Here is a 20,326-nt window from a genome sequence, read left to right on the forward strand (position 1 = left end):
TTCCGTATTATGAAAAGATTAATCTATTTGTAGCGTTAAAGAAAGTATAATTCTGCAATTTTATTAAATTAGCGAATCAGGCTTTAAAGATGAAATTTTATGATGCTACCCGAATAGCGAGGTTAACCGCAATTTTGACGAGCTTACAAGGAAAAAAACTGGTAATAGCGAGTGAACTAGCCACTAAATTTTCAGTAAGTGTACGCACCATTTACAGGGATTTGAAAACATTGGAGCTTGCAGGCATCCCTGTTTACACGGAAGAAGGAAAGGGATACAGGCTAATGGATGGTTACAGGCTACCGCCGGTGATGTTTACCGAGCGTGAAGCAAATACCTTCATCACCATTGAGCATCTTATTCATAAAACAAGAGATACCTCTTTAATCAAAGAATACAATACAGCCCTTGATAAGATCAAAGCGGTTCTACGTGCAGATACAAAAGAAAAAGCAACACTCCTGTCAACGCGTATTGCAATAAGTCCGGCATTTGTGGCAAAAAATTTCAGCGACTCACTTACGCAAATTCAGGCAGCGCTAACCGGTTTTAAAGTTTTAAAAATTAGGTATGAAAGTGCCAATGTTCAAAATTTGACCGAAAGAGAAATAGAACCATTTGCCTTTTATTACAGTTTGGAAGAAAGTTGGTTGGTGATTGCTTTTTGCCGGTTAAGGAATGATTTTAGGATGTTCAGGCTAGATCGCATCCAATCATTGGCGATGATTGAAGAAACATTTTCTCCGCATAACATTACACTTGCTTCTTACCTTGAGCAAAAGCAAAAAAATTATACCCCTGACAAATAGCTGTCATTAGGCCTCCTGAAATTTGTCTAAAATAAATTAAAAGACAAATTATGAATCTCGTTTCAATCAGAATCATTACCGATGATGTAAGTAAATTACTAGAATTTTATGAGCAAATCACAAAATTAAAGGGTGTTCGTTATACAGAAGACTTCGCAGAACTACAAATGGCGAATGCAACACTTGCTATTGGCAGTACACGAACATTAGAGTTTTTTGGAGGCGCAGCAATAGCCACAGCAGCTCAAAACCGTACCGCAATAATTGAATTTATTACAAATGATGTTGATCAAATTTACCGGGAACAATCGGAATTTTTAGCCAGTTTTTCAGTACAAAAGCCGGAAACAATGCCATGGGGAAACCGCTCTCTACTATTCCGTGATCCTGATGGCAATCTGGTTAATTTTTTTACTCCTGTTAACACTGATGCAATTAAGAAATTTGAGGGCAAGATTTAGGATCAGGTAAAGTGATTGTTTAAATCAAGCTTTGAATATGTATTAAAAGGGGGGATAGGACACGATCCCCTTTTTCCAAAAATATAAATTATTCAGCATCAATATTTCCATTCTCCAAATGGGCAATACGGAATATTTCTTTCGAAATAATCGCAATGTTTTCTTTTAACTCATCCAGGTTACAATTTAGCGTGCCAATAGGAATAGGCAGTTCCATGATTTCTTCCAAAAATTCTACTTTTAATGAACATCCCGTCGCCTCTTCCGTGCTCCCTTTTAATTGAGAGAAAATCTCGGTAGCTTCTTTTTTATCTCTGCCGATAGAAAATCTGCCATAGGTAATTTTTCCAGCCGGGCCTTGAAGGCTGATATTAATCGTGAAAAGGGTTTCCATAGTTAAACTGTTATTTCTTCAAATGGATATTGGTACTTGCTCAAATGAAAAGTGCCGCATGGAGCGGCACTTGAGAAACTATTGTATTTCGATCTGTCTAGAGACTGCTTTTGCTTCCTCCTTTTTTGGAATGTTAAGATGGAGTATACCATCTGTATAAGCGGCCTGGATCCTTTCAACATCAGCACTCTCTGGAAGGGTAAAGGCTCTGGTAAATGCCGAGTAACTATATTCCCTTCTGTTATAGGTTTTACCTTCATTATTATTTTCAGTATGCTGCGCAGTAGAAATGGTCAGCATATCCTTTTCGATGGATACCTTAAAATCATCTTTCTTTAATCCGGGTGCAGCCAACTCAATGTGGTACTCTTCATTCGTTTCAGAAATGTTGACTGCTGGTACGCTGCTTAAGCGACGATCGTTAAAAAAAGTATCGCCTAATACGGATTCGAAGATATCATTAAAGCCTGGCAATAATGAACTGTTCTTTTTTTCTGGATTGAATTTAACCAATGTCATAGCTTTTTCTCCTTTTAATGTTTTAATAATAAATGGACTATAAATCAATTAATTTATCACTTTGACCTTTTTCCAAAGGCTTCGCTTACTGTATATCAAGCGCTGTGCCAAGGCCAATCAGGATGTTCCGGGGATATTTTTTCTGAAAAAATTTCATTTTTTATGAAAATCTTTCAGTGCAATTCCTGAAATTTTTTCAGTTTTAGCATTGTATTTAAACTGCTGAAGTGTAATACCTTAATCAAATGCTGGCTAGCATAGTGGCTAAACCATGCCTAGTTGCTCTTTTTCCACGAAATGGTGATGCGCTCATCTGCTGCTACAAAACATTCTAAATCTCCCAATCCATTTTTTGCCGTTTCCATTTTTCCGGGAGAGATCGTAAATTTTAGCTTTGTGTCTATTTTCTGTGTTCCCTCGGTGGTAATCCTTACTCTCGCCTGAGTGCTATGGTGGCCCTGTAGTGCAAATGTAATTTTACCACTGCTTTTTCTGATGCCATGCATAGGCACATCACAGAATATTAAAAAGGATTCATTTTCTAGCCTGATATATTGACGGGGCAATATACCAAAGGCATTACCAGCTCCGTATACTTCCTGTCCAACAGTGCCGCTAGGTTCTGTTCCGTCGTGCAGGTCTTCTAATGCAATCCAAAGATTCCGGTCTACTTCGCCCATCTTTACTTCATCAGAAAGCATTTCGGCAGGAAGCATTGGTGGATAATAATATGGGGCCCGGTTAATCAAAAAACGGATATATTCGGCACACAACAATCTAACACTATCAGGTATGTCAATACCTTGGGCATGGCTAAGGTAATCATGAAATGCACAAAAGACTTCCTGCTCTTCGTAAACAGCGGTGTAAGGTGCATCGGTGAGTGGAAAGAGTGAAAAAAAGGTCGGGAAGTGTTTTCCAAATCCATAATTGCAGTCCCATAGCTGCACATTTTGAAAGATTGAAGCCAGGCAGGTGTAACTGAGTTCGAGGTATTTTTGTTTGCCTGTTATTTTGTACAGCCTTAATAGCGCTCCTGCTGAGAATGCGGTATTATTGGCCTGATACATCAGTTTAAATCCGATTTTGGCCAGTTTATTGGCAGCCCGCTCTGCTTCTAAAAGGTATTTGTTGTTTTCGGTTAGTTCATATGCCTGTAACATGACGTGCGCATAGAGTCCCGGAACATCTTTTTCTCCGCCCTCGCCGGGCTTGGTCTCCGCTTTGATAATTTCAAGCGTATCCATTTTATAAAAAACGGGCCAATCGTAATGGAATCTTTTTGCAACCTTAATCACGAAACCCAGCGAATCAAGAAATAAGCTTTCGGCTACCTTGTCACCTTTTAGGGCCAATCTGGATAGGTTGAGCATGGGATGATGAAGGTACCAGGAGTCCATCACCATGGGCATTTTTTGTTCTTCCTCTCCTTTTAACTTCGACTCAGCAGCAGGATGCCAACGGACCAGGGTCTTTAATTTTTGATCATAAAATGATGGCAGGCCTTCCTTTATAATTTTTATCACTTCAAGGCTTTTGCCACTCCAGTCTACGTAATCCTGAAGTGGTAAGAGGACCGCAAGTTGAACCATAATTTCAGGCGGTGTTTCGTAATCGCTAACATAGGCGTTGAAATAGCGGTGGCCGTCAAGCTGCGACCAGCAGCCCGGGCTTTCAATCAGGTCTTTCATGCCTTTCTCCAGTATTTCAGGCCAGTTTTTATAGCTTGTTTCAGGTTTTTCAATTCTGGTATAAATGGCGGCAAGCATATCCAGATAATCTCTGCTGATATTGTCTGTACTTTTTTTGTATTCTTTAAAGCATACCAATGCATCGCTAAGCTTAATTTCAATTCCTTTGGCGAGTTCCTGTATTGGGGTGGGGGGAAGCGCAAGTCCTACTTCTGGCACTTCACCGCCGACTACTTCTCTAAGAGAGGTGCCCGTCTGCTCTGCGTAGGGAGATAAACTGGTAAGGTTCTGGAAATATAACATCCTCAAAGAACGTTCAGGAAAGTCCATATATAGAAGTCCGGAGCGGTTTCCCACCTGACTATGCCTGATATCACCCATATCTTTTTGTGGGCTTGAAAGATGGCCAATGGTGAGGATGTCCCTTGGCCAGAAAGGAATTGTTATCGCTTCGCGAAGCTTTAATGAACTGTTGTATTTTAAGATGGGCAACCCTGCATCCTCAATAGCAATGTCAATTTTAAAATCGCCTACCGCTGATGATGCTGTAAAATGAATCTGATCTGCTGACTGCCTGATTTTTAGATTTTCAAAATTTCCTCCCGGAGAAAAGCAGGTACGGAAAAATATAGGTTTACAATTTTTCTTTTCAAGCTTTACCCATAATGAATCGCCTGTATCTATGATCTTAAAGCTTAAGTTTTGAATGTTTATTTGATGATGTTCAGTATATTGGTCTCTGAACCGGTCCATTGCATTAATGGCCCAAGGAGATAGTCCTTTCATAGATTTAAGGTTAATGATTTTCAATTTGCCAGTCCGATCCTTTGATAGATACCATGATCAGAAAAGCAAAAAATGGTTAGCAAAACTTTAATTCATCTGCAAAGAATTTAACTCGCTGTATCCAATTCTTTGGGTTGATATCCAATAAAACAAGATGAGTAAAGCAATGGTTTTGGCCGCAAGCTTGATTGCTGCCATACCCAATTTAGCTGTTATGTCATGATCATAAAAGAGTAAACATTTGTAACCTTAATCAGATTGGGAAAATTGATAACCCTATATCAAATCCTGAATGGCCTTGCAATAACCAACATTACTGAATGCGTTCAAAGTAAATGATATGATTATCAAAGATACCTTGATAAGGATACCCTTTTGCCTGGAAGCCATTGGCGATAAGAAATCGCTGACTGCTAGCTGTAGCAGTGGTCGAAAATAGGATACCATGATGATCACTGATTTTTTTTAGCAACATCCCTTTTAAGGCGCTGCTAATTCCTTTTTTACGAACCGACTCAAGCGTAAACGAATAACCGATTTCTAAAAAGGGTTTTTCTGTTTCGCTCGTAATCCCCGCTTTTTTATGCACCTCTTGCAGGTAAGATAAAGTAGGTCTTTTGATGGCCGAAATGCCAACCAGTTTTTTGTTATGATAGCAAAATGCGAGAAACACTGCATTAAAAATCTTTGCAGGAAGGTCGATTATCGAAACTTTATTTCCTCTTTTTAATAGTAAATAGAAGTGATGGAGCTGGAGCATCGAACAATCGCATGGCCTTTTAATTTCGAAATAGCAATTGTTCAATAACTTGGGTCGATTATGATGGTCCTGATAAAATACCAGGTCAGTAGTGAACTTCATCAGATAAATTTTGGGAGATGATGAAAAGATCAGTTTTTGCTGAGGTTTATTTATTTTTGACACTTAATGATGTACGTAATTGGCCTGACAAGGCAAGCATTTCGCATACTTTATCATTCCAATCAATCAATGCATCTTCGGGCGAAGTACCAAGGCCCGAAACATCCTGTTCCTCCTCAAAAGATAGTACAGCGTAAAAACAATCACCATCCTGGTACACCGAAGGTTTAAACTGCATCACAAATGTGGGTAACCGGTATCTACTGTAATCAAAATCTACCAGCTTTCCTGGGATCGTTCGAACCTGCTGTTTCATAACGTAACGCTTTATTAAACATAGTTATTTACCGGTTTTATTGCTGGTAAACAAGTGTTTAGGTAAGTTAGGCAAGTTATGTTTCCTTAAAGTTAGCGCGTTATTGTTTATTTGTTAAATGTTTGTTGAGCTGAACCATAAATATGGTTAGATTACTCCCTAATTAGGGGTAATTTTATGTTCATTCCTTAGGGAGCCAAAAAATAAATTTGTCGGTATTAATCTTTTTGATACAAATACAGTCAAATCTAACTAATATGGCACTAACAATGAATCTTGGGAAGAAAAAAGCAGATGCATCAGATAAAACCGTTGATGAGCCGGATAAAAGTACCTTTCCAGTGAGCATGATCATTTTTATCCTTGTACTCAGCGCGCTGCTGATGATCTTGATCTTATTTAGAGCCTAACATCAAGCAAGTATTGTTTTGAAATTGCTGCTATTAGGCTCTTAAAAAGGTGACTATTGATGCGCAATCCCCGTTGTTTTGCGATATTTTTTATACAGTTCCAATGCTGTTTTAACAGGGCTTCCAACGGGATTTAAGGCATAATCTTTTCTTTGATTTACCCATTTCCACTCCCATTTGCTTACTTCATCGTTAAACTTAGTGATGTTGAGTTCAGTTTTATCCGAAATAGACTTTTCCAATCGGCTAAAAAACATTTCCCATCGTGGTTTATAAAAATCATTCATCAATCCGCTCCATTGTCTGCATGCATACTCGTTTAAAGGGTTTTTTGCATCACCCCACAAAGTGATCAAATCCTTTGCATTCATTTCGTACAAAGCTTTTTCCTGTTCGTTGGTTCCTTGTGTACGGGCATCATTTATCCAGGGACCGAGCATGAAATCTTTTCGCGTAGCCAACAATCTGTCCATGTCTTCAATCAAAGTGATAAACTTTTTACGCTCTGTTTGGAAACCTTTCAGGTTTTTACTTCGATAGGCGTCCACCACTTTTCTTTGTAGAGGAAGTGCGTAATTGGCTAGTACCTGTCGGGTCACATCAACAAGGTCATATTGGTAACCATCACTTTGCTTGCAATCTGCTGCTGCATTAATCAGTTCATCCCAGGCGGGCAATAAATCGCGTTCGTTATAATTTAGGGTGGTTCGTGCCCAGCGGGTCATCGAATCGAGTGTCGGCCGGCCCTGTATAATAGATTCGGCCCCATCTCGCACATATTTATCTGCGGGTACACTATAAACGGTTTTTCTAAGTATTTTCCAGGCTTCTAATGCATTTTCATTTTTTTTGCCATAGCGGTTAAAAACATATTGGGGTAACCATGTTTCCAGGTCAATTGGTGTAGAACGCCAAACATTTTCCATCATCAACTCGTACATGACCGGATTTTGTTCTATGCCTTCCATAGTCAAACCGATACCGTTCATTTTGCCACTTTTAGGGTCTTTTAATGCTTGTGCAGGAGCTGTGGCGACCACATCCATTCTTCCAAATAAATTGGTATTTCCGCCAAAGTTGTTCAGCATATTCCAAATCCATGGCTTTCCATAAAAACCTTCGGTGCGTTTCCAAACCGGTTCAATTTCTGTAGCTAAATCCAACAAAATCATTTTATCATTTGGAACAGCCTTTAACAAAGCTTCTGTTTGTGCCTCTTTCCAAAATTTTCTATCGCTGTAAAACAACCAGCCTTGCATCACCCAAACCGCTTTAGGATCAGCTTGCGACATGCCATCATAAATCCTGGCACTTAATTTACTTAAAAATTCAGGGGCCGAAGATGGCGGTTCGTTTTCATTGAATGTGTCAGCAGAATACAGGTGATCCGTACCCAGCATTTCAGTCTGCTTTTGTAAAAACTTCTTTCCAATCTCTGCGAACATGGGATCCTCCGAATCAAGTATATAGGTATCGGCAAAGCCGTTGGTCCAGTTGGTGGCTTTCAGTTTAGCATTCGGAAATTTATTTTTAAATGCCGCAGGTACATGTCCCGTAAACGCCGGGAGTACTGGTTTCATGCCCAATGCCCGTTCACGGTTCAAAATTTTCTTTTGTAATTCAAAATGGCTTTTCATCCAGCTTACCGGAAGCGGACCACCCCAGCCATCAATATTACCCATCCAAAACCAGGAGAAATAAGCCGGTCCGGTGAAAAAACCTTTTAGTTCATCATCCGAAAAGCCCATTTCTTTGTACAGAAGGTACCAGGTATATTCTTCGCCGGTAATGGCAAGTGGCATATTAATGCCATGTAAAGCCATCCAATCTATTTCTTTTTCCCAACGCGCCCAATCCCACCAGCTCATGCTATAATTAAACGTACAGTAATTAAGATAATATCGATATTCATACGGTGTTTCCTTTCTTATTTTTGTTTTTACCACCGGAAGCGTAGCAGGTAAATTTAAGTTAGTGCCGTTCCAGGTAATTTGGCAATGCGCATATTCCGTTAGGTAGTGATAAAAAGCCGAAGCCAAAGCAACACCATTGTTTCCTCGAAGAATGATTTTGTTGTTCTTTGATTCGATCTCGAACACATCTTTTCCATTAACAGCAGGTAGGCTTTCTGTTGAGAACAATGCTGCATGTTTTGGTAATACCCTTTCTATGAGTTGGTTTGAAGTATTTAAAAAATCCTGAGCAAGTGCCTTGTTAACAAACAGGGAAAAAAGTGCAACTGAAAAGTATAATTTTAATTTCATATCAAATTTTTAAGAACCACTTTTTATCGTAGAAGAACTTTAATAAAAACAGTTGAATCAATAATACCCCCGTCCACAAAGCAGCTTCATGCCATAGGGGAGGGACAAAGTTTATGAAACCACCAAATAAAAAATTAGATGATGATTCGAAGTTGAAAAGTCCGTGTGCGCAAACGTAAATCAAAATACTGTTTGTACCAAACCATACAAATGGAATACTCCATCCGGAATAGGAGCGTATATCAATAACGTAATAGAATAGGGAGAATAATATGATACTCCAGCCTCCGGCAAATAAAACGAATGAGCTGGTCCACATGGTTTTATTGATCGGGAAGATGATGCTCCACAACAAACCAAGTCCAATGCACAGCAATCCGCTGCTGAGCAAAGCCGTAACTTTCTGATTTGATGTGAAGTTAAACCTGGTCGATTTAACAAAAGCTCCCGTAAAAATGCCGAGCATTGCTGAGCAAATCGCGGGGATTGTGCTTAATAGTCCTTCAGGATCGTAAATGGTTCGATGAAGTTTGCCGGGCAAAAACATTCTGTCGAAATAAGCCGAGAGATTTCCTTCTGGGCTAAAAACTCCGGGTCCGAAATGAGGGACAGGCACAAACGCCATCAACAGATAATATCCAATAAGGATAGTCGCGAACCAAAAAATCATTCCTCGAAATGAACAATTTAAATAAATGATGGCCGCGAAAAAAGTGGCTAAAGCGATTCGACCCAGTACGCTGGCAAAACGGGTATTTTCATATCCGTTCCATTTTAATAGTCCGTTTACGACGAAGCCTAAAATGATCAGTATGATGGTTCGCTTGATTAGCGGAAAATATATTTTTAGTGATGAATGCCAGTTTTTTTTTCTTTCCGCAAAGTATTTCTGGTAGGAGTAAGGCATGGATACTCCAGAGATAAATATGAACAAAGGAAAAATCAGGTCATAAAAAGTAAAACCATTCCATGGGGAATGATGCAGTTGATTGCTAATTCCAATAAAAAATTTCTCAAAGAAAGATAAGCTATCATTTGTGGAGATGGTCCAGTCAATGGGGTTCCTTTTCAAAGCATGCTTATTCATGATCCCAGTGGCAAGGCCATGGAAGATTCCTTCGCCACTTACAATCCAGAACATGTCGAAACCGCGCAAAGCATCCAGCGAAATTAATCTTTTGGGCTTTTCTACCTTTTCGTCAATATTTTTTGTTTCGATAGCCGTCATTACAGGATTACTTCTTGATTAAAGTATGATAAATAACATAACCTTCCTCGTTAATTACCTGTACGCGTAACTGGTCTTTGTTTACCGAAAATAGCATGAAGCCATACTCTGATGCCACCATCTGTGCTTCTGGTATTAGCTTAACAGGTGTTTTTTCTGATGCACCTCCGGAAATGAAATGATGCGTTTTACCTTCTGGCTTAAGGTATTGTAAACTGTGTTCATGGCCAGTTAAATAAACATCAACACCATATTTATCAAGTATCGGTTTTAATGTGCTTCTGATTGCTTTGGTATCATAACCATCGGTACGGCTACCGCCAGTAAACATAGGATGGTGACCCACTACAATTTTCCACTTAATCGAAGGATCTTGATCAGCAAGGGTTTTTACCAACCACTTTTTCTGTCCGGTAGTATCTTGTCCCTTAACGTTTGGTCCGTATTCCGCGTTTTTATAAAATTCAGGGATCAGCGGATTGGTATCAATAAATGCGATCAATACCTGATGATTTACATCGCCGTTAATGGTAAACTTTTTTGAATAATAACGGGCAGGCATTTTCCATCTTCTGCTAATTTTCGAATAGGCTACCTGTGCATCAGGATTGGATTTGTAATCATGGTTCCCTAAAACCACATACCAATCCCACTGTAAAGAAAAGTCGGTGTAGATATCCTCAAAAGAGTACTTAAATGATGGATCTTGTGGGCTGATTACGCCGCTTGGGTAGAAGTTATCGCCGGTAGATATGATAAACTGTGCTTTAACATCAGCCGCCGTAATGCCCATTTGCTTGGCAACTGGTTTCTGGTGATCAGCGCCATTTCGGCCCCAATCACCTAACGCTAAAAACTGCAATGCTCCAGGATCTTTGACTAGAGTTTTACTGGCTGCGACAGCTTCAGTTTGGTTTTTAGTAATGATTTGGGCATAAAGCGTATTGATAGATAGAATCAGAATAGGGAAAAGTAGTCGTTTGATCATCATTTTGAATATAGTTGCAAATAAAGACAATGAAGCGTTGAAATAAAAATTTCTCCAGACCACCAGTCTGGAGAAATTCAAATAAAGCTAAAATTAATTATAGCCAGGGTTTTGTTTCAATTTTGGATTAAGAATCAGCGCCGAAGCCGGAATCGGCATAAGTCTGTGAAATGTCTGTGCATCCGTTTTAAAGCCCCATGTGCCTTCATACTTGCCAAAGCGGATCATATCATTACGGTGCCAGCATTCCCATGAGAACTCTCTGCAACGCTCTTTATATAAATCTTCTAGCGTAACAGATGTCCACGCTGGTGAAGTTGTACGCACCGCTCTTAATTGATTCACTAATGATAATGCCGTTTGGCCTTGGGTAGGCGTAGCACCACGCAGGATCGCTTCAGCTTTCATTAACAGGATATCAGAATATCTGAAAACAGGTACATCATTGTTTTGATTTCTGCTGGATGAGGTACTGTCACAATAAAATTTATTGTTCCTGTATCCCATGTTCCAGGCAATTTCATCGTTTCCTACGTCGAAAGGTCTTGCAGCATCTCTAAGCGTAACTGTTGGCGTGATATCAACCTGATAAGTAATTGCAGCTGAACCATCCGACCCGGTGTAAAACTGATCATAACCTTTTTTTGTGGTGGACACCGTAACTGGCCTGCCATCGTAATAAGTTTGCAATCCTTTAATCCATTGTGCATTTCTTTTGTCATTAGGATCGTTAAAATTAGCATAGTACTCAGGTAAGGTGCTCATTGGTGCACTTGGCGTAAACTTTAAGCTATATTTTTGTTGTAAAGAACGAGGTAACGAATAACGGGCATAAATCATAGAACCACTGCTGAAACCTGGATCGAAAGGAATAGCGAAAATGAATTCTTTGATTTGAGGTCCGTTATCAATGAAGAACATTTTTTTGTAATCGCTTTCTAAACTATAAGGAGAACCCGAGGCCCCAATAATGGCATCGCACATGGCTACGGCATCATTATAACGTTGAGTGCCAGTATAAACTTCTGCATTAAGGTACATTTTAGCCAGAATAGCATAGGCGGTATATTTATTTGGACGGCCATATGTTGCGGTTCCGGTAGCGCTGCTTAAGCTGGGCAATACCTCTTTAAGTTCAGCTTCAATAAAATTAAATACTTCTGCTCTGGTTTTGGTTTCTGGTGGAGTGGTTTGGCCAAAAGTAGTTACCACAGGAATATTTCCCCATAAGTCCATCATCATAAAAAATGCCAATGCTCTTGTAGCCCTTAGTTCGGCAACTGCAGTTGTTTTTGCAGGCGTTTCTGCAGCATCTTTAAGTAAATACAAACTTTGGTTGGCTTTACTTATCGTTGCTGAAAGCCAGTTCCATCCACTTCCCACGTGTCCGTTATCTTTAGTCCAGGAGTGCTTATGATGGTTTTCAAATACGCCACCATCATACCAGTTCCCACCACGCGCAGGCATAATGGCTTCATCAGTACTTAACGATTGCATGAAAAAATAATCCGTACTCCAGTTTTGACGCAACTGAACATAAACCTGGCCGGTAAGTTGAATATAATGCTGCTCGGTTTGTGGAAATGTTTCCGGAGTCAATTGTGTTTCCACTTTCAAATCCAGTTTATGGCAGGAAGTTAATACGCCTAGCGACAAAGCTGTTCCTGCAATATATTTGATCAGATTTTTCATCTTCTTAATTTTTAATTAAATGACACGTTTAACCCGAATAAAAATGTTCTGGTTTTAGGATAAAAGTTATTGGTATCTACACCTGGAGCAGTACCGCCCTGGTTAATCTCTGGGTCTATTCCTTTGTAACCGGTAATTACAAACAGGTTGTTTGCTGTAGTATATAATCGAAGAGAATTTACACCGGGAATAAGTCCTTTTTTGAAAGTATAGCCAAGTGTAGCATTATCTAAACGTAAATAACTACCATTTTCTAAAAACCTGCTTGAGTATTTAGGCGCGTTAAAATCAGCCGTTGATTCATTTTCAACCTCTACCGGTATATTGGTAAATTGTGCCGTGCTAGGGCGGAATAAGTCTGCACGGGTAACATTCATAATTTTAAGACCTAAAGTAGCTCTCATGAACACGCTTAAATCAAAATTTTTATAGCGAATATTATTTGACCAACCTATCAATGCTTTTGGCTGTGCATCTCCAAGAATGTAATAGTCTGTTTTGTTAGCTGGGGTGGTTGTAAGATTACCAGCGGCATCATAATACTGTGAAACCCCATTCGCATTTTTTCCGGCATATTTAAACGTGTAGAAAGTTCCGATTGCCTGGCCCGGTCTGAGAATTTGCAAGGTAGCACCACTTTGTCCGGCTCCATCAGGAGAAATAGTCAACCGGTCTTCAATGTTAAATCTGCTATCGTTAGAAAGGGTGATGATTTTATTTTTATTATGCGCCAGGTTAAAACCTGTAGTCCAGCTAAAATTATCAGTAATTACTGGTGTACCATTTAAAACTAATTCAATACCCTTATTGCTTAATTCACCTACATTTGCCGTATAGCTGCCTGCCGGGTATAAATTATTATTAACGTCGAATGATAAAATCAAATCGGTTGTTTTTTTATCATATAGATCCACAGATCCTGTTAATCTGCCATTAAGCAATCCAAAGTCGACACCCACATTGGTTGTAGCTGTTTTCTCCCATCTTAAATCAGGATTTTCATTTTGAATGGCACCATAGGCACCTTCTCTTGGCGAACCATTGTAATAAAATTGTCCAACCTGACCATAGATTAATTTGGTAGTTAACGGAGCAAATCCAAGAGAGTTACCAGCAATGCCATAACTGGCTCTTAACTTTAGGGTTTTGATTACACCTAAATTTTTGAAGAAATTTTCCTGATCAATGTTCCATGCTGCGCCAACAGATGGGTAATAACCCCATGTTTCATTTATACCAAATACGTTTGATCCATCTCTTCTGATTGATCCTTGTACAAGGTATTTGTTTTTGTAGTTGTAATTTACCCTTGCAAAGTCGGAAATCATTAAAATTTCCTGATATGTTCTGCCAGGATTATAATCTACCCTGAAATCAGTTACTGCATACGGATTTCCTAAACTTAAGTTGTTATAACTTACCTGATTGATTGGGAAGTTGGTAGAACTGGTTTGGAAACCGTCGTTATTTAACGATTGTTGGTAAGAGTAACCCACTACGGCGTTGATATCATGATCGCCAAATTTTTTATTCCACGTTAAGTAGGTCTCGATAATTTTATTGGTGTTTTGGTAAGCATTTCTTACCGCTAAACCATCCTTACCTACTAAGCTTACAAAACCAGGCGTTGCAGGTGGCTCTGGTGTATTCCTAACATTATTATATCTGGAAGTGTAAACACTGTTGTAAAACGCAGCATAGTTATCTTGAGTATTTTGATATGATGCTGAAACATCATAAGAGAAACCAAACGGTAATTTTAGGTTTACAGTCAAATTTCCTAAAATATTTTTACTCTTCAAGTTCTCCTTACCATTCTCTAGCATCGAAACCGGATTATAGTAATTACTTTGAATTAAGTTATCAAAATATGATCCGTCCGGATTTTTAACTGGTGAGGTTGGTAAGTAAGTAAGCATTTGTGATAGCACAGTATTACGATAAGGAACCAGATTAGCGTTACTGATCGAGTTGCTGATGTTTAATCCAATCTTTAACTTATCATTTAAAGCTTTTTGTTCAATACCAATACGACCGATAAATCTATTCAAATCACTCGTTTTGATGATACCATCCTGCTTAAAATAATTTAAACTGGCGTTATAAGTCGTTTTTTCAGTTCCACCGCTGAGCGATACATTGTGGTTGTATGATAAGGCATTGCTGCGCTGAACCTCATCTTGCCAGTTAGTATTGGCACCTTTATCATTTGCTGGGGTAAGGGCATAATTGTTTTTTGCAAGGAACGCTTTCAACTCCTCAGCATCCATCATATCATAACGGTTAGATACATTTTCTACGCCGAAGTAGCCATTATAACTAATTTGGGCCTGGCCCGCAACACCTTTTTTGGTAGTAACCATAATTACCCCATTCGCCGCCCTGTTACCATAAATTGCTGATGCTGCTGCATCTTTTAAAACATCAATTGAAGCAATGTCATCTGGTGCCAGAATCGAAATATCGGCACCTACCACACCATCAATTACAAAAAGTGGCGATTGTGCACCATCACGTAGGGTAGATGCACCACGCATAATAATAGCTGCGTTACGGTTTGGGTCACCACTTCTGGTAATATTTAAACCTGGTACTTTACCTTGTAACATCTGGCCAACATCACTAATGGCTCCTTTATTCAAATCATCGCCTTTAACTGTAGAGATGGAACTGGTTAACGCCTTTCTTGAGCTTTTGCCGTAACCTACTACCACAACGTCAGTTAATGAAGCTGTAGATTCAACGATCGTAACAGAATAAGTAGATGAGGCGCCTACAGTAAGCTCTTTGGTTTGATAACCTAAAAAACTGAATAATATTTTATCTCCTGTTTTAGCAGAGATGCTAAACGACCCACCGGCACCCGTTGGAGGTAACCTTTGTTGTTCCCTTTACTGAAACCGAAGCCCCTATAATGGGTTGGTTGGTATTATCTAACAAGGTTCCGGTAATTTTTCGTTCAGTTTGCGCGTAGGCATTATTGAACACCTGGCTGATGAGTAAAAGCAGCATAAACAGGCCGCTATACTTTAAGCGTGTACTTTTAAATCTCATGATTTTTGTAAAATTAGATTCATAAATTGTTATTTGGTTATCAATGTTTGGAGATAGAATTTAAAACTTAATGGTGTCAGGTAAATACTTAGTCACCAGTGCTTTGTAATAGGGTTCCAGTTCTGCCCAGCTTTTTTGATTGGGGTTTTTAGAATATAAATCATATGGGTTAAAAAGGTCAACCCACTTAAACATTTCATGGTCTTTTTCATTCATCAGGTGATCGTATGCATGTTCCCTATGTTGCGAATAAAAAGAGTGGTAACGGAGCATGTATAAACCTGGTTCTGGTAGGTAGGGTTTCATCATGTGGTACACATATTCATCATGGCCCCATGACATATCTACATGATCCAAACCACAATTTTGGGTATAAACCCCCAGTTTAGTTTGGTAAACATCATTTTTGTAATCAGGATTCTGACTGAAAAATTCCGGATAAACAATTTTATCAGAATAAGCACAACCAACCGGGAAAGTATCACCAACAACAGCCCATTGCGGTTCACCGAATAAACAAAGCACCTTACCCATATCGTGGATTAAGCCAACCAAAACCATCCAATCAGGGTGACCGTCGTTTCTAATGGCTTCAGATGTTTGCAATAGGTGCTGCATTTGGTCTAAATCAGTATCAGGATCAGAGTCATCCACCAACTTATTTAAAAAATCGAACGCACTCCAGATGGGCATCTCTTGTTTATTGAACCTAAGGTAATCGGCTTTTTTCTGCTTCACAAAATCGTAGGTTTGATAAGTGTGGTTAAGCCTGTAAAATTCCTTTACACTATCCTTTTCTGTTTCTTCATAATTTCTGAACTGCTCTTCTTTTTTGTCAGCATTGATACTTTTGGGATTTGGATATCGGGTTAATATATCCTCTTCCCATTGATCAAGATTTTGCAAAGGATTTTGGTTATCCTTTGAAGAATGACTTTGGTTTCTCATAAGGCTAGAAATTGATTTCTATGAAAATTTGTTGGTTGTTGGGTTAAAGTTGAGTTTTTGAAAGCTTAAAATTTTATGATTGGCCAACTTTATTTACTTAAACGATTACGTAAAATTTTATTACTTAGTGAAAAATATGAGTTAAAATGCTTAAATTTAATTAGTTATATATTTTGTTCTTTTTGATAATATTGTTGTGATTGTGCGGGCATTAAAAAAAGGCCAAAGAAAAAAATGAAAGGTGATGTTATGATATTTTTATATTTTCGTTCGCTGTTAGCTATTTGTTTCAACAAGAAATGATATTGGGCAGCAATCGGCTAACTTATTTAGAACATCCAATTCAATGCTTATATCGTATAACTGTTGAGGCTGCTGTTTTGCAAAGTGCTGCTGGTGAAAAAAGGTAGATGCTGTCCTGTCAATTTTCATTGGCAAAGGCTACGCAGACCTTAAAAACTAACAAAACAAAATGAAGAACATGGGGGAAGCAGTTAATATTAAGCGGTTGGCTCAAGAGTTAAATATTTCAATCGCAACCGTTTCTAAGGCACTCAACGATAGCTATGAAATCAGTTTAAAAACCAAAAACAGGGTATGGTCCTTGGCGAAAGAACTGAACTATACCCCAAATCCCGCTGCAAGTAACCTGCGCAGCAACAAAACCAAAACAATAGCAGTAGTTATACCCCGCGTGGCGAATAATTTTTTCTCTTTGTCTATCATGGGAATCGAAGAAATTGCCCGGCAATATGGTTACCATGTACTGATTTATCAAACCCACGAAGACATAGAGGCAGAGAAAGCATTTACCAACAGCTTGTTAAACGGGCGGGTAGATGGTATTCTCACTTCCGTATCAAGTAGTGAATACAATAGTGAATATTATGCCAATCTGGTCAAAAAAATTCCCTTGGTCTTTTTCGATCGGGTATACGAAAACCTGGATGCGGTTAAAGTAACTACTGATGATTACGAAGTTGCTTTTCAGGCTACTGAACATTTAATTGAGTGTGGCTGCACTAAAATCGCATATTTATTTGGACTCGAAAACCTTCCGGCAGGTAAGGCAAGGTTTGCTGGTTATCTTGATGCATTGAAAGTGCATGGGATTGCCGTTTCAGATCAACTTGTTATTAACTATATTGACGATGAAGAACTTAACCGGCGGCAGATAACAGAATTACTTAAAAAGTATAAACCAGATGCACTTTTTTCCTCTATCGAAGAATTTATTATTCCAACATATTGCGCCTGTAGGGAAATGGGTTTAAAGATTCCGGATGATGTTAAAATACTTAGTTTTTCTAACCTCAGTACAGCAAAACTTTTGAGTCCATCACTTACAACAATATCACAACCTGCATTTGAAATTGGCCGCGAAGCAGCTAAATGCCTCTTCAAAATTCTCAACAAAAAACAACTGGACGATGAACAGAATATTATTCTGAAATCGGTACTTACCAAACGGGAATCTACCGGTTGCGGAAGCTAAAAAAATACATTTTTTATTTGCTGTTTCCCGAAAACGTTTACGTAATTAAATAATTGAATTAGACCATCAACATTGGGATTTTTTATGATTTTTAAACCGTTTTTTGACCATTGGGATAAGTTAAATAAACCAAACTGATAGCGATTTAAAAATGAAAATTAGACCTTTACTCTTTTTTGTACTGCTGATTTCTTTCAGCGGGATGGCCCAAAATAAATTGTTTAATATTAAAAACTACGGCGCAGTGGGCGACGGTAAAACCAACGATGCTGCTGCCATTCAAAAGGCCATCAATGCCTGTTCGGCGGCGGGTGGTGGACAGGTTATTGTGCCGGCTGGAAATGTGTTTTTAGCAGGTCCTTTTAATTTGAAATCGTTTGTTGATTTAAAGGTAGAAGGTGGGGCTAAACTATTAGCCAGTCCTGATGAAAAACTATATACGCGAAGTGCTTTTAGGGAAAATAAGGGTGAGGGAACCATTTGGATAGGTGGAGAAAAGCTTGAGCAGGTGAGTATTACCGGAACAGGAATAATTGATGGAAATGGGATTTCTTTTATGGGAGAGGAGTTGAGCGATTCGTATGTTTTAAAACCGTTTAATATTATAGATCCTAGGCCGCATTTGCTTACGCTAATTGGCTGTAATAAATTGAACATAGACGGGGTAACGCTTCAAAATTCCGCGTACTGGACAGTTCATTTGGTGGGCTGTAATGATGTTTCCATATCCAATATCACCTTGCTGAACAGTATAAAAATCCGCAATAGTGATGGTATTGACCTGGATCACAGTAAAAATGTGCGAATTACCAATTGTTTTATTGAATCGGGTGATGATTGTATCTGCTTAAAAAACAGACGTGAGTTCGAAGAATATGGAGCCTGTGAAAATATCGTGGTCAGTAACTGTACCATGACCTCTAGCTCGTGTGCCATTAAAATTGGTTCTGAAAATATGGACCGGATCAGTAATGTACTCATCAATAATTGCAATATCAGAAAGAGCAACCGCGGTATTGGGATTCAAAATCGCGATGAGGGTACTGTTGAGCATGTTATTTTCTCTAACCTATTTATCGAATCGAAACTTTTCTCGGATGTGTGGTGGGGCAAGGCAGAGCCGATTTATATAACTGCTTATCCAAGAGCCACGAGTAATAATAAAGACGCTGGCTGGCGTTTACCAAAGGGGGAGACCAAAGGCAAGGTGGGTGCGGTTAAAAATATTTATTTTAGTAATATCAGGTGTACCGGAGAAAGCGGTGTTTACGTCAGCGGCGAAAGTCCGGATAAAATTTCTGACATCTATTTTGATCAGGTGAGTGTTCATCTCGATAAAACAACAAATGAAGCAGGTGGAGTATATGATCGCAGGCCCAGCAATGTTGAAGGGCTGGTTAAAAGTGCGGTTGCGGGATTTTATTTTGAAAATACCGGATACATCAGCCTGCAGAACAGCAATGTTGTTTGGGGTAAAAATAAACCTGCCTATGCCAGTAGGGCATTGGAGAAAAAAAATGTAAGTAAGCTTAGGGAAATTAACTTTAGTGAAACCACAGTAGAAAAATAAGAAAATTTTAAATAATTGGTTGCCCTATATCAAACCGGAAAACACTATACTTAAAGTATGGATTTAATTATTGCTGGTTGCTCATAGCAATTCCAGTTAAGGCAGTATTGATTTCGTTAATGGTTTTGACACTGAAAACATGCCCGCCGATTAACCATCTTTTGATTTCATCCGGATTAATATCCAATATGGAAGCCAGGTCGTTTTCCGTCGAACCATTTAGATTAAGTATTGCTGTGGTTTTATGGGCAACATCAAGGTTTAACTGTGTTAGTTTCTCAATTGCAGGATTTCCGGTTTCTTCCAGCCAGATCGAAACAAAATCGTTTTCTTCCATTTTATTCTTTTTAAATTAGCACATTAGCTTGCAATAAATAGCAACTGTTTGTTTGGCGGCAAATTTAGCGATTAAGGGAAGCAAAGCAAATCAGAATGAAAAGAATATTCTAATTTTACAATGGAGTTTAATTTCAATCAATTCAAAATGGCATCAGATCAGAAATTTGTAGATTTTATAATCGATCAGTTTAATTATTCCGGTCAGGTGACCTATAAAAAGATGTTTGGTGAATACGGCTTGTATTTTGATGATAAGTTATTTGCTCTTGTATGCGACAACAAATTGTTTGTTAAACCAACATCATCTGGAAGGGCATATATCAGGGATGTGGTAGAAGCACCTCCATATCCGGGAGCAAAAAATCAGTTTGTAATTGAAGAGCAGTTGGAAGACCGAGATTGGTTAAAAAAACTGGTGGATATTACGGTAGCCGAACTGCCCGCTGCCAAACCCAAGAAAAAGAAATAAAGGTATTAATTGAGGTAAGTGCCCGGCCGAA

The 20,326-nt window shown here is 38.8% G+C and carries 19 protein-coding genes; 6 read left to right on the forward strand and 13 right to left on the reverse strand.

Annotated features, from left to right (window positions below):
- Positions 1–89 precede the first annotated feature (89 nt).
- Positions 90–809, forward strand: coding sequence for a helix-turn-helix transcriptional regulator (locus tag PGN18_RS16010; protein WP_335320599.1), 720 nt, complete (start codon positions 90–92; stop codon positions 807–809).
- A gap of 50 nt (positions 810–859) precedes the next feature.
- Positions 860–1,270, forward strand: coding sequence for a VOC family protein (locus PGN18_RS16015; protein ID WP_335320600.1), 411 nt, complete (start codon positions 860–862; stop codon positions 1,268–1,270).
- An 88-nt stretch (positions 1,271–1,358) separates the two neighbouring features.
- On the opposite strand, the gene PGN18_RS16020 is transcribed toward PGN18_RS16015, so the two are convergent.
- The 5 genes from PGN18_RS16020 to PGN18_RS16040 form a co-directional block, all read right to left on the reverse strand.
- Positions 1,359–1,664, reverse strand: a complete 306-nt coding sequence (locus tag PGN18_RS16020; protein ID WP_335320601.1) for a hypothetical protein — start codon at positions 1,662–1,664, stop codon at positions 1,359–1,361.
- 78 nt (positions 1,665–1,742) lie between these two features.
- Positions 1,743–2,183 carry an Hsp20/alpha crystallin family protein gene (locus PGN18_RS16025; protein WP_335320603.1) on the reverse strand — a complete coding sequence of 147 codons (441 nt, stop codon included), beginning with the start codon at positions 2,181–2,183 and terminating at the stop codon, positions 1,743–1,745.
- A gap of 275 nt (positions 2,184–2,458) precedes the next feature.
- Entirely contained in the window at positions 2,459–4,660 is a 2,202-nt protein-coding gene (locus PGN18_RS16030; protein ID WP_335320604.1) for a hypothetical protein, read from the reverse strand.
- A 313-nt stretch (positions 4,661–4,973) separates the two neighbouring features.
- Positions 4,974–5,522 carry a hypothetical protein gene (locus PGN18_RS16035; RefSeq protein ID WP_335320605.1) on the reverse strand — a complete coding sequence of 183 codons (549 nt, stop codon included), beginning with the start codon at positions 5,520–5,522 and terminating at the stop codon, positions 4,974–4,976.
- A gap of 46 nt (positions 5,523–5,568) precedes the next feature.
- Positions 5,569–5,838 carry a hypothetical protein gene (locus PGN18_RS16040; protein WP_335320607.1) on the reverse strand — a complete coding sequence of 90 codons (270 nt, stop codon included), beginning with the start codon at positions 5,836–5,838 and terminating at the stop codon, positions 5,569–5,571.
- 257 nt (positions 5,839–6,095) lie between these two features.
- On the opposite strand from PGN18_RS16040, the gene PGN18_RS16045 reads away from it, so the two are divergent.
- Complete coding sequence (locus PGN18_RS16045) at positions 6,096–6,248, forward strand: hypothetical protein (RefSeq protein WP_335320609.1); 153 nt, start codon at positions 6,096–6,098, stop codon at positions 6,246–6,248.
- A gap of 53 nt (positions 6,249–6,301) precedes the next feature.
- On the opposite strand, the gene PGN18_RS16050 is transcribed toward PGN18_RS16045, so the two are convergent.
- The 7 genes from PGN18_RS16050 to PGN18_RS16080 form a co-directional block, all read right to left on the reverse strand.
- Complete coding sequence (locus PGN18_RS16050) at positions 6,302–8,512, reverse strand: alpha-N-acetylglucosaminidase (RefSeq protein ID WP_335320610.1); 2,211 nt, start codon at positions 8,510–8,512, stop codon at positions 6,302–6,304.
- A gap of 1 nt (position 8,513) precedes the next feature.
- Positions 8,514–9,740 carry an acyltransferase family protein gene (locus PGN18_RS16055; RefSeq protein WP_335320611.1) on the reverse strand — a complete coding sequence of 409 codons (1,227 nt, stop codon included), beginning with the start codon at positions 9,738–9,740 and terminating at the stop codon, positions 8,514–8,516.
- A gap of 7 nt (positions 9,741–9,747) precedes the next feature.
- Positions 9,748–10,731, reverse strand: a complete 984-nt coding sequence (locus PGN18_RS16060; RefSeq protein WP_335320612.1) for a purple acid phosphatase family protein — start codon at positions 10,729–10,731, stop codon at positions 9,748–9,750.
- A 90-nt stretch (positions 10,732–10,821) separates the two neighbouring features.
- Entirely contained in the window at positions 10,822–12,420 is a 1,599-nt protein-coding gene (locus PGN18_RS16065) for a RagB/SusD family nutrient uptake outer membrane protein (RefSeq protein ID WP_335320613.1), read from the reverse strand.
- Positions 12,421–12,431: 11 nt separating this feature from the next.
- The gene (locus PGN18_RS16070) at positions 12,432–15,263 is read right to left on the reverse strand and encodes a SusC/RagA family TonB-linked outer membrane protein (protein WP_335320697.1); all 2,832 of its coding nucleotides are present in this window, start codon (positions 15,261–15,263) and stop codon (positions 12,432–12,434) included.
- A gap of 1 nt (position 15,264) precedes the next feature.
- The gene (locus PGN18_RS16075; protein ID WP_335320614.1) at positions 15,265–15,474 is read right to left on the reverse strand and encodes a hypothetical protein; all 210 of its coding nucleotides are present in this window, start codon (positions 15,472–15,474) and stop codon (positions 15,265–15,267) included.
- A 60-nt stretch (positions 15,475–15,534) separates the two neighbouring features.
- Entirely contained in the window at positions 15,535–16,422 is an 888-nt protein-coding gene (locus PGN18_RS16080) for an inositol oxygenase family protein (RefSeq protein ID WP_335320615.1), read from the reverse strand.
- A 472-nt stretch (positions 16,423–16,894) separates the two neighbouring features.
- Here PGN18_RS16080 and PGN18_RS16085 point away from each other — a divergent pair, with 472 nt between their 5' ends.
- Together PGN18_RS16085 and PGN18_RS16090 are read left to right on the forward strand one after the other, a co-directional pair.
- Positions 16,895–17,917, forward strand: coding sequence for a LacI family DNA-binding transcriptional regulator (locus PGN18_RS16085; protein WP_335320616.1), 1,023 nt, complete (start codon positions 16,895–16,897; stop codon positions 17,915–17,917).
- Between the two features lie 151 nt (positions 17,918–18,068).
- Positions 18,069–19,487: a glycoside hydrolase family 28 protein gene (locus tag PGN18_RS16090; RefSeq protein ID WP_335320617.1), complete on the forward strand. Its 1,419-nt coding sequence runs from the start codon at positions 18,069–18,071 to the stop codon at positions 19,485–19,487.
- Positions 19,488–19,554: 67 nt separating this feature from the next.
- Here PGN18_RS16090 and PGN18_RS16095 read toward each other — a convergent pair whose 3' ends face one another.
- Positions 19,555–19,824, reverse strand: coding sequence for a hypothetical protein (locus tag PGN18_RS16095; protein ID WP_335320618.1), 270 nt, complete (start codon positions 19,822–19,824; stop codon positions 19,555–19,557).
- Positions 19,825–19,971: 147 nt separating this feature from the next.
- Between PGN18_RS16095 and PGN18_RS16100 the strand changes: the two genes are divergently transcribed.
- On the forward strand, positions 19,972–20,295 hold the full coding sequence (locus tag PGN18_RS16100) for a TfoX/Sxy family protein (RefSeq protein WP_335320619.1): 324 nt from the start codon (positions 19,972–19,974) through the stop codon (positions 20,293–20,295).
- Positions 20,296–20,326: the final 31 nt, after the last annotated feature.

Source organism: Pedobacter terrae, assembly GCF_036946585.1.
GTDB classification, from domain to species: domain Bacteria; phylum Bacteroidota; class Bacteroidia; order Sphingobacteriales; family Sphingobacteriaceae; genus Pedobacter; species Pedobacter terrae_C.

Coding starts and splice junctions, on each gene's coding strand:
- PGN18_RS16035 (WP_335320605.1), bottom strand. CDS start 5,522: ATGAAGTTCACTACTGACCTGGTATTTTATCAGGACCATCATAATCGA.
- PGN18_RS16065 (WP_335320613.1), bottom strand. CDS start 12,420: ATGAAAAATCTGATCAAATATATTGCAGGAACAGCTTTGTCGCTAGGC.
- PGN18_RS16010 (WP_335320599.1), top strand. CDS start 90: ATGAAATTTTATGATGCTACCCGAATAGCGAGGTTAACCGCAATTTTG.
- PGN18_RS16100 (WP_335320619.1), top strand. CDS start 19,972: ATGGCATCAGATCAGAAATTTGTAGATTTTATAATCGATCAGTTTAAT.
- PGN18_RS16020 (WP_335320601.1), bottom strand. CDS start 1,664: ATGGAAACCCTTTTCACGATTAATATCAGCCTTCAAGGCCCGGCTGGA.
- PGN18_RS16080 (WP_335320615.1), bottom strand. CDS start 16,422: ATGAGAAACCAAAGTCATTCTTCAAAGGATAACCAAAATCCTTTGCAA.
- PGN18_RS16030 (WP_335320604.1), bottom strand. CDS start 4,660: ATGAAAGGACTATCTCCTTGGGCCATTAATGCAATGGACCGGTTCAGA.
- PGN18_RS16055 (WP_335320611.1), bottom strand. CDS start 9,740: ATGACGGCTATCGAAACAAAAAATATTGACGAAAAGGTAGAAAAGCCC.
- PGN18_RS16015 (WP_335320600.1), top strand. CDS start 860: ATGAATCTCGTTTCAATCAGAATCATTACCGATGATGTAAGTAAATTA.
- PGN18_RS16045 (WP_335320609.1), top strand. CDS start 6,096: ATGGCACTAACAATGAATCTTGGGAAGAAAAAAGCAGATGCATCAGAT.
- PGN18_RS16060 (WP_335320612.1), bottom strand. CDS start 10,731: ATGATGATCAAACGACTACTTTTCCCTATTCTGATTCTATCTATCAAT.
- PGN18_RS16085 (WP_335320616.1), top strand. CDS start 16,895: ATGAAGAACATGGGGGAAGCAGTTAATATTAAGCGGTTGGCTCAAGAG.
- PGN18_RS16095 (WP_335320618.1), bottom strand. CDS start 19,824: ATGGAAGAAAACGATTTTGTTTCGATCTGGCTGGAAGAAACCGGAAAT.
- PGN18_RS16075 (WP_335320614.1), bottom strand. CDS start 15,474: ATGAGATTTAAAAGTACACGCTTAAAGTATAGCGGCCTGTTTATGCTG.
- PGN18_RS16025 (WP_335320603.1), bottom strand. CDS start 2,183: ATGACATTGGTTAAATTCAATCCAGAAAAAAAGAACAGTTCATTATTG.
- PGN18_RS16050 (WP_335320610.1), bottom strand. CDS start 8,512: ATGAAATTAAAATTATACTTTTCAGTTGCACTTTTTTCCCTGTTTGTT.
- PGN18_RS16040 (WP_335320607.1), bottom strand. CDS start 5,838: ATGAAACAGCAGGTTCGAACGATCCCAGGAAAGCTGGTAGATTTTGAT.
- PGN18_RS16090 (WP_335320617.1), top strand. CDS start 18,069: ATGAAAATTAGACCTTTACTCTTTTTTGTACTGCTGATTTCTTTCAGC.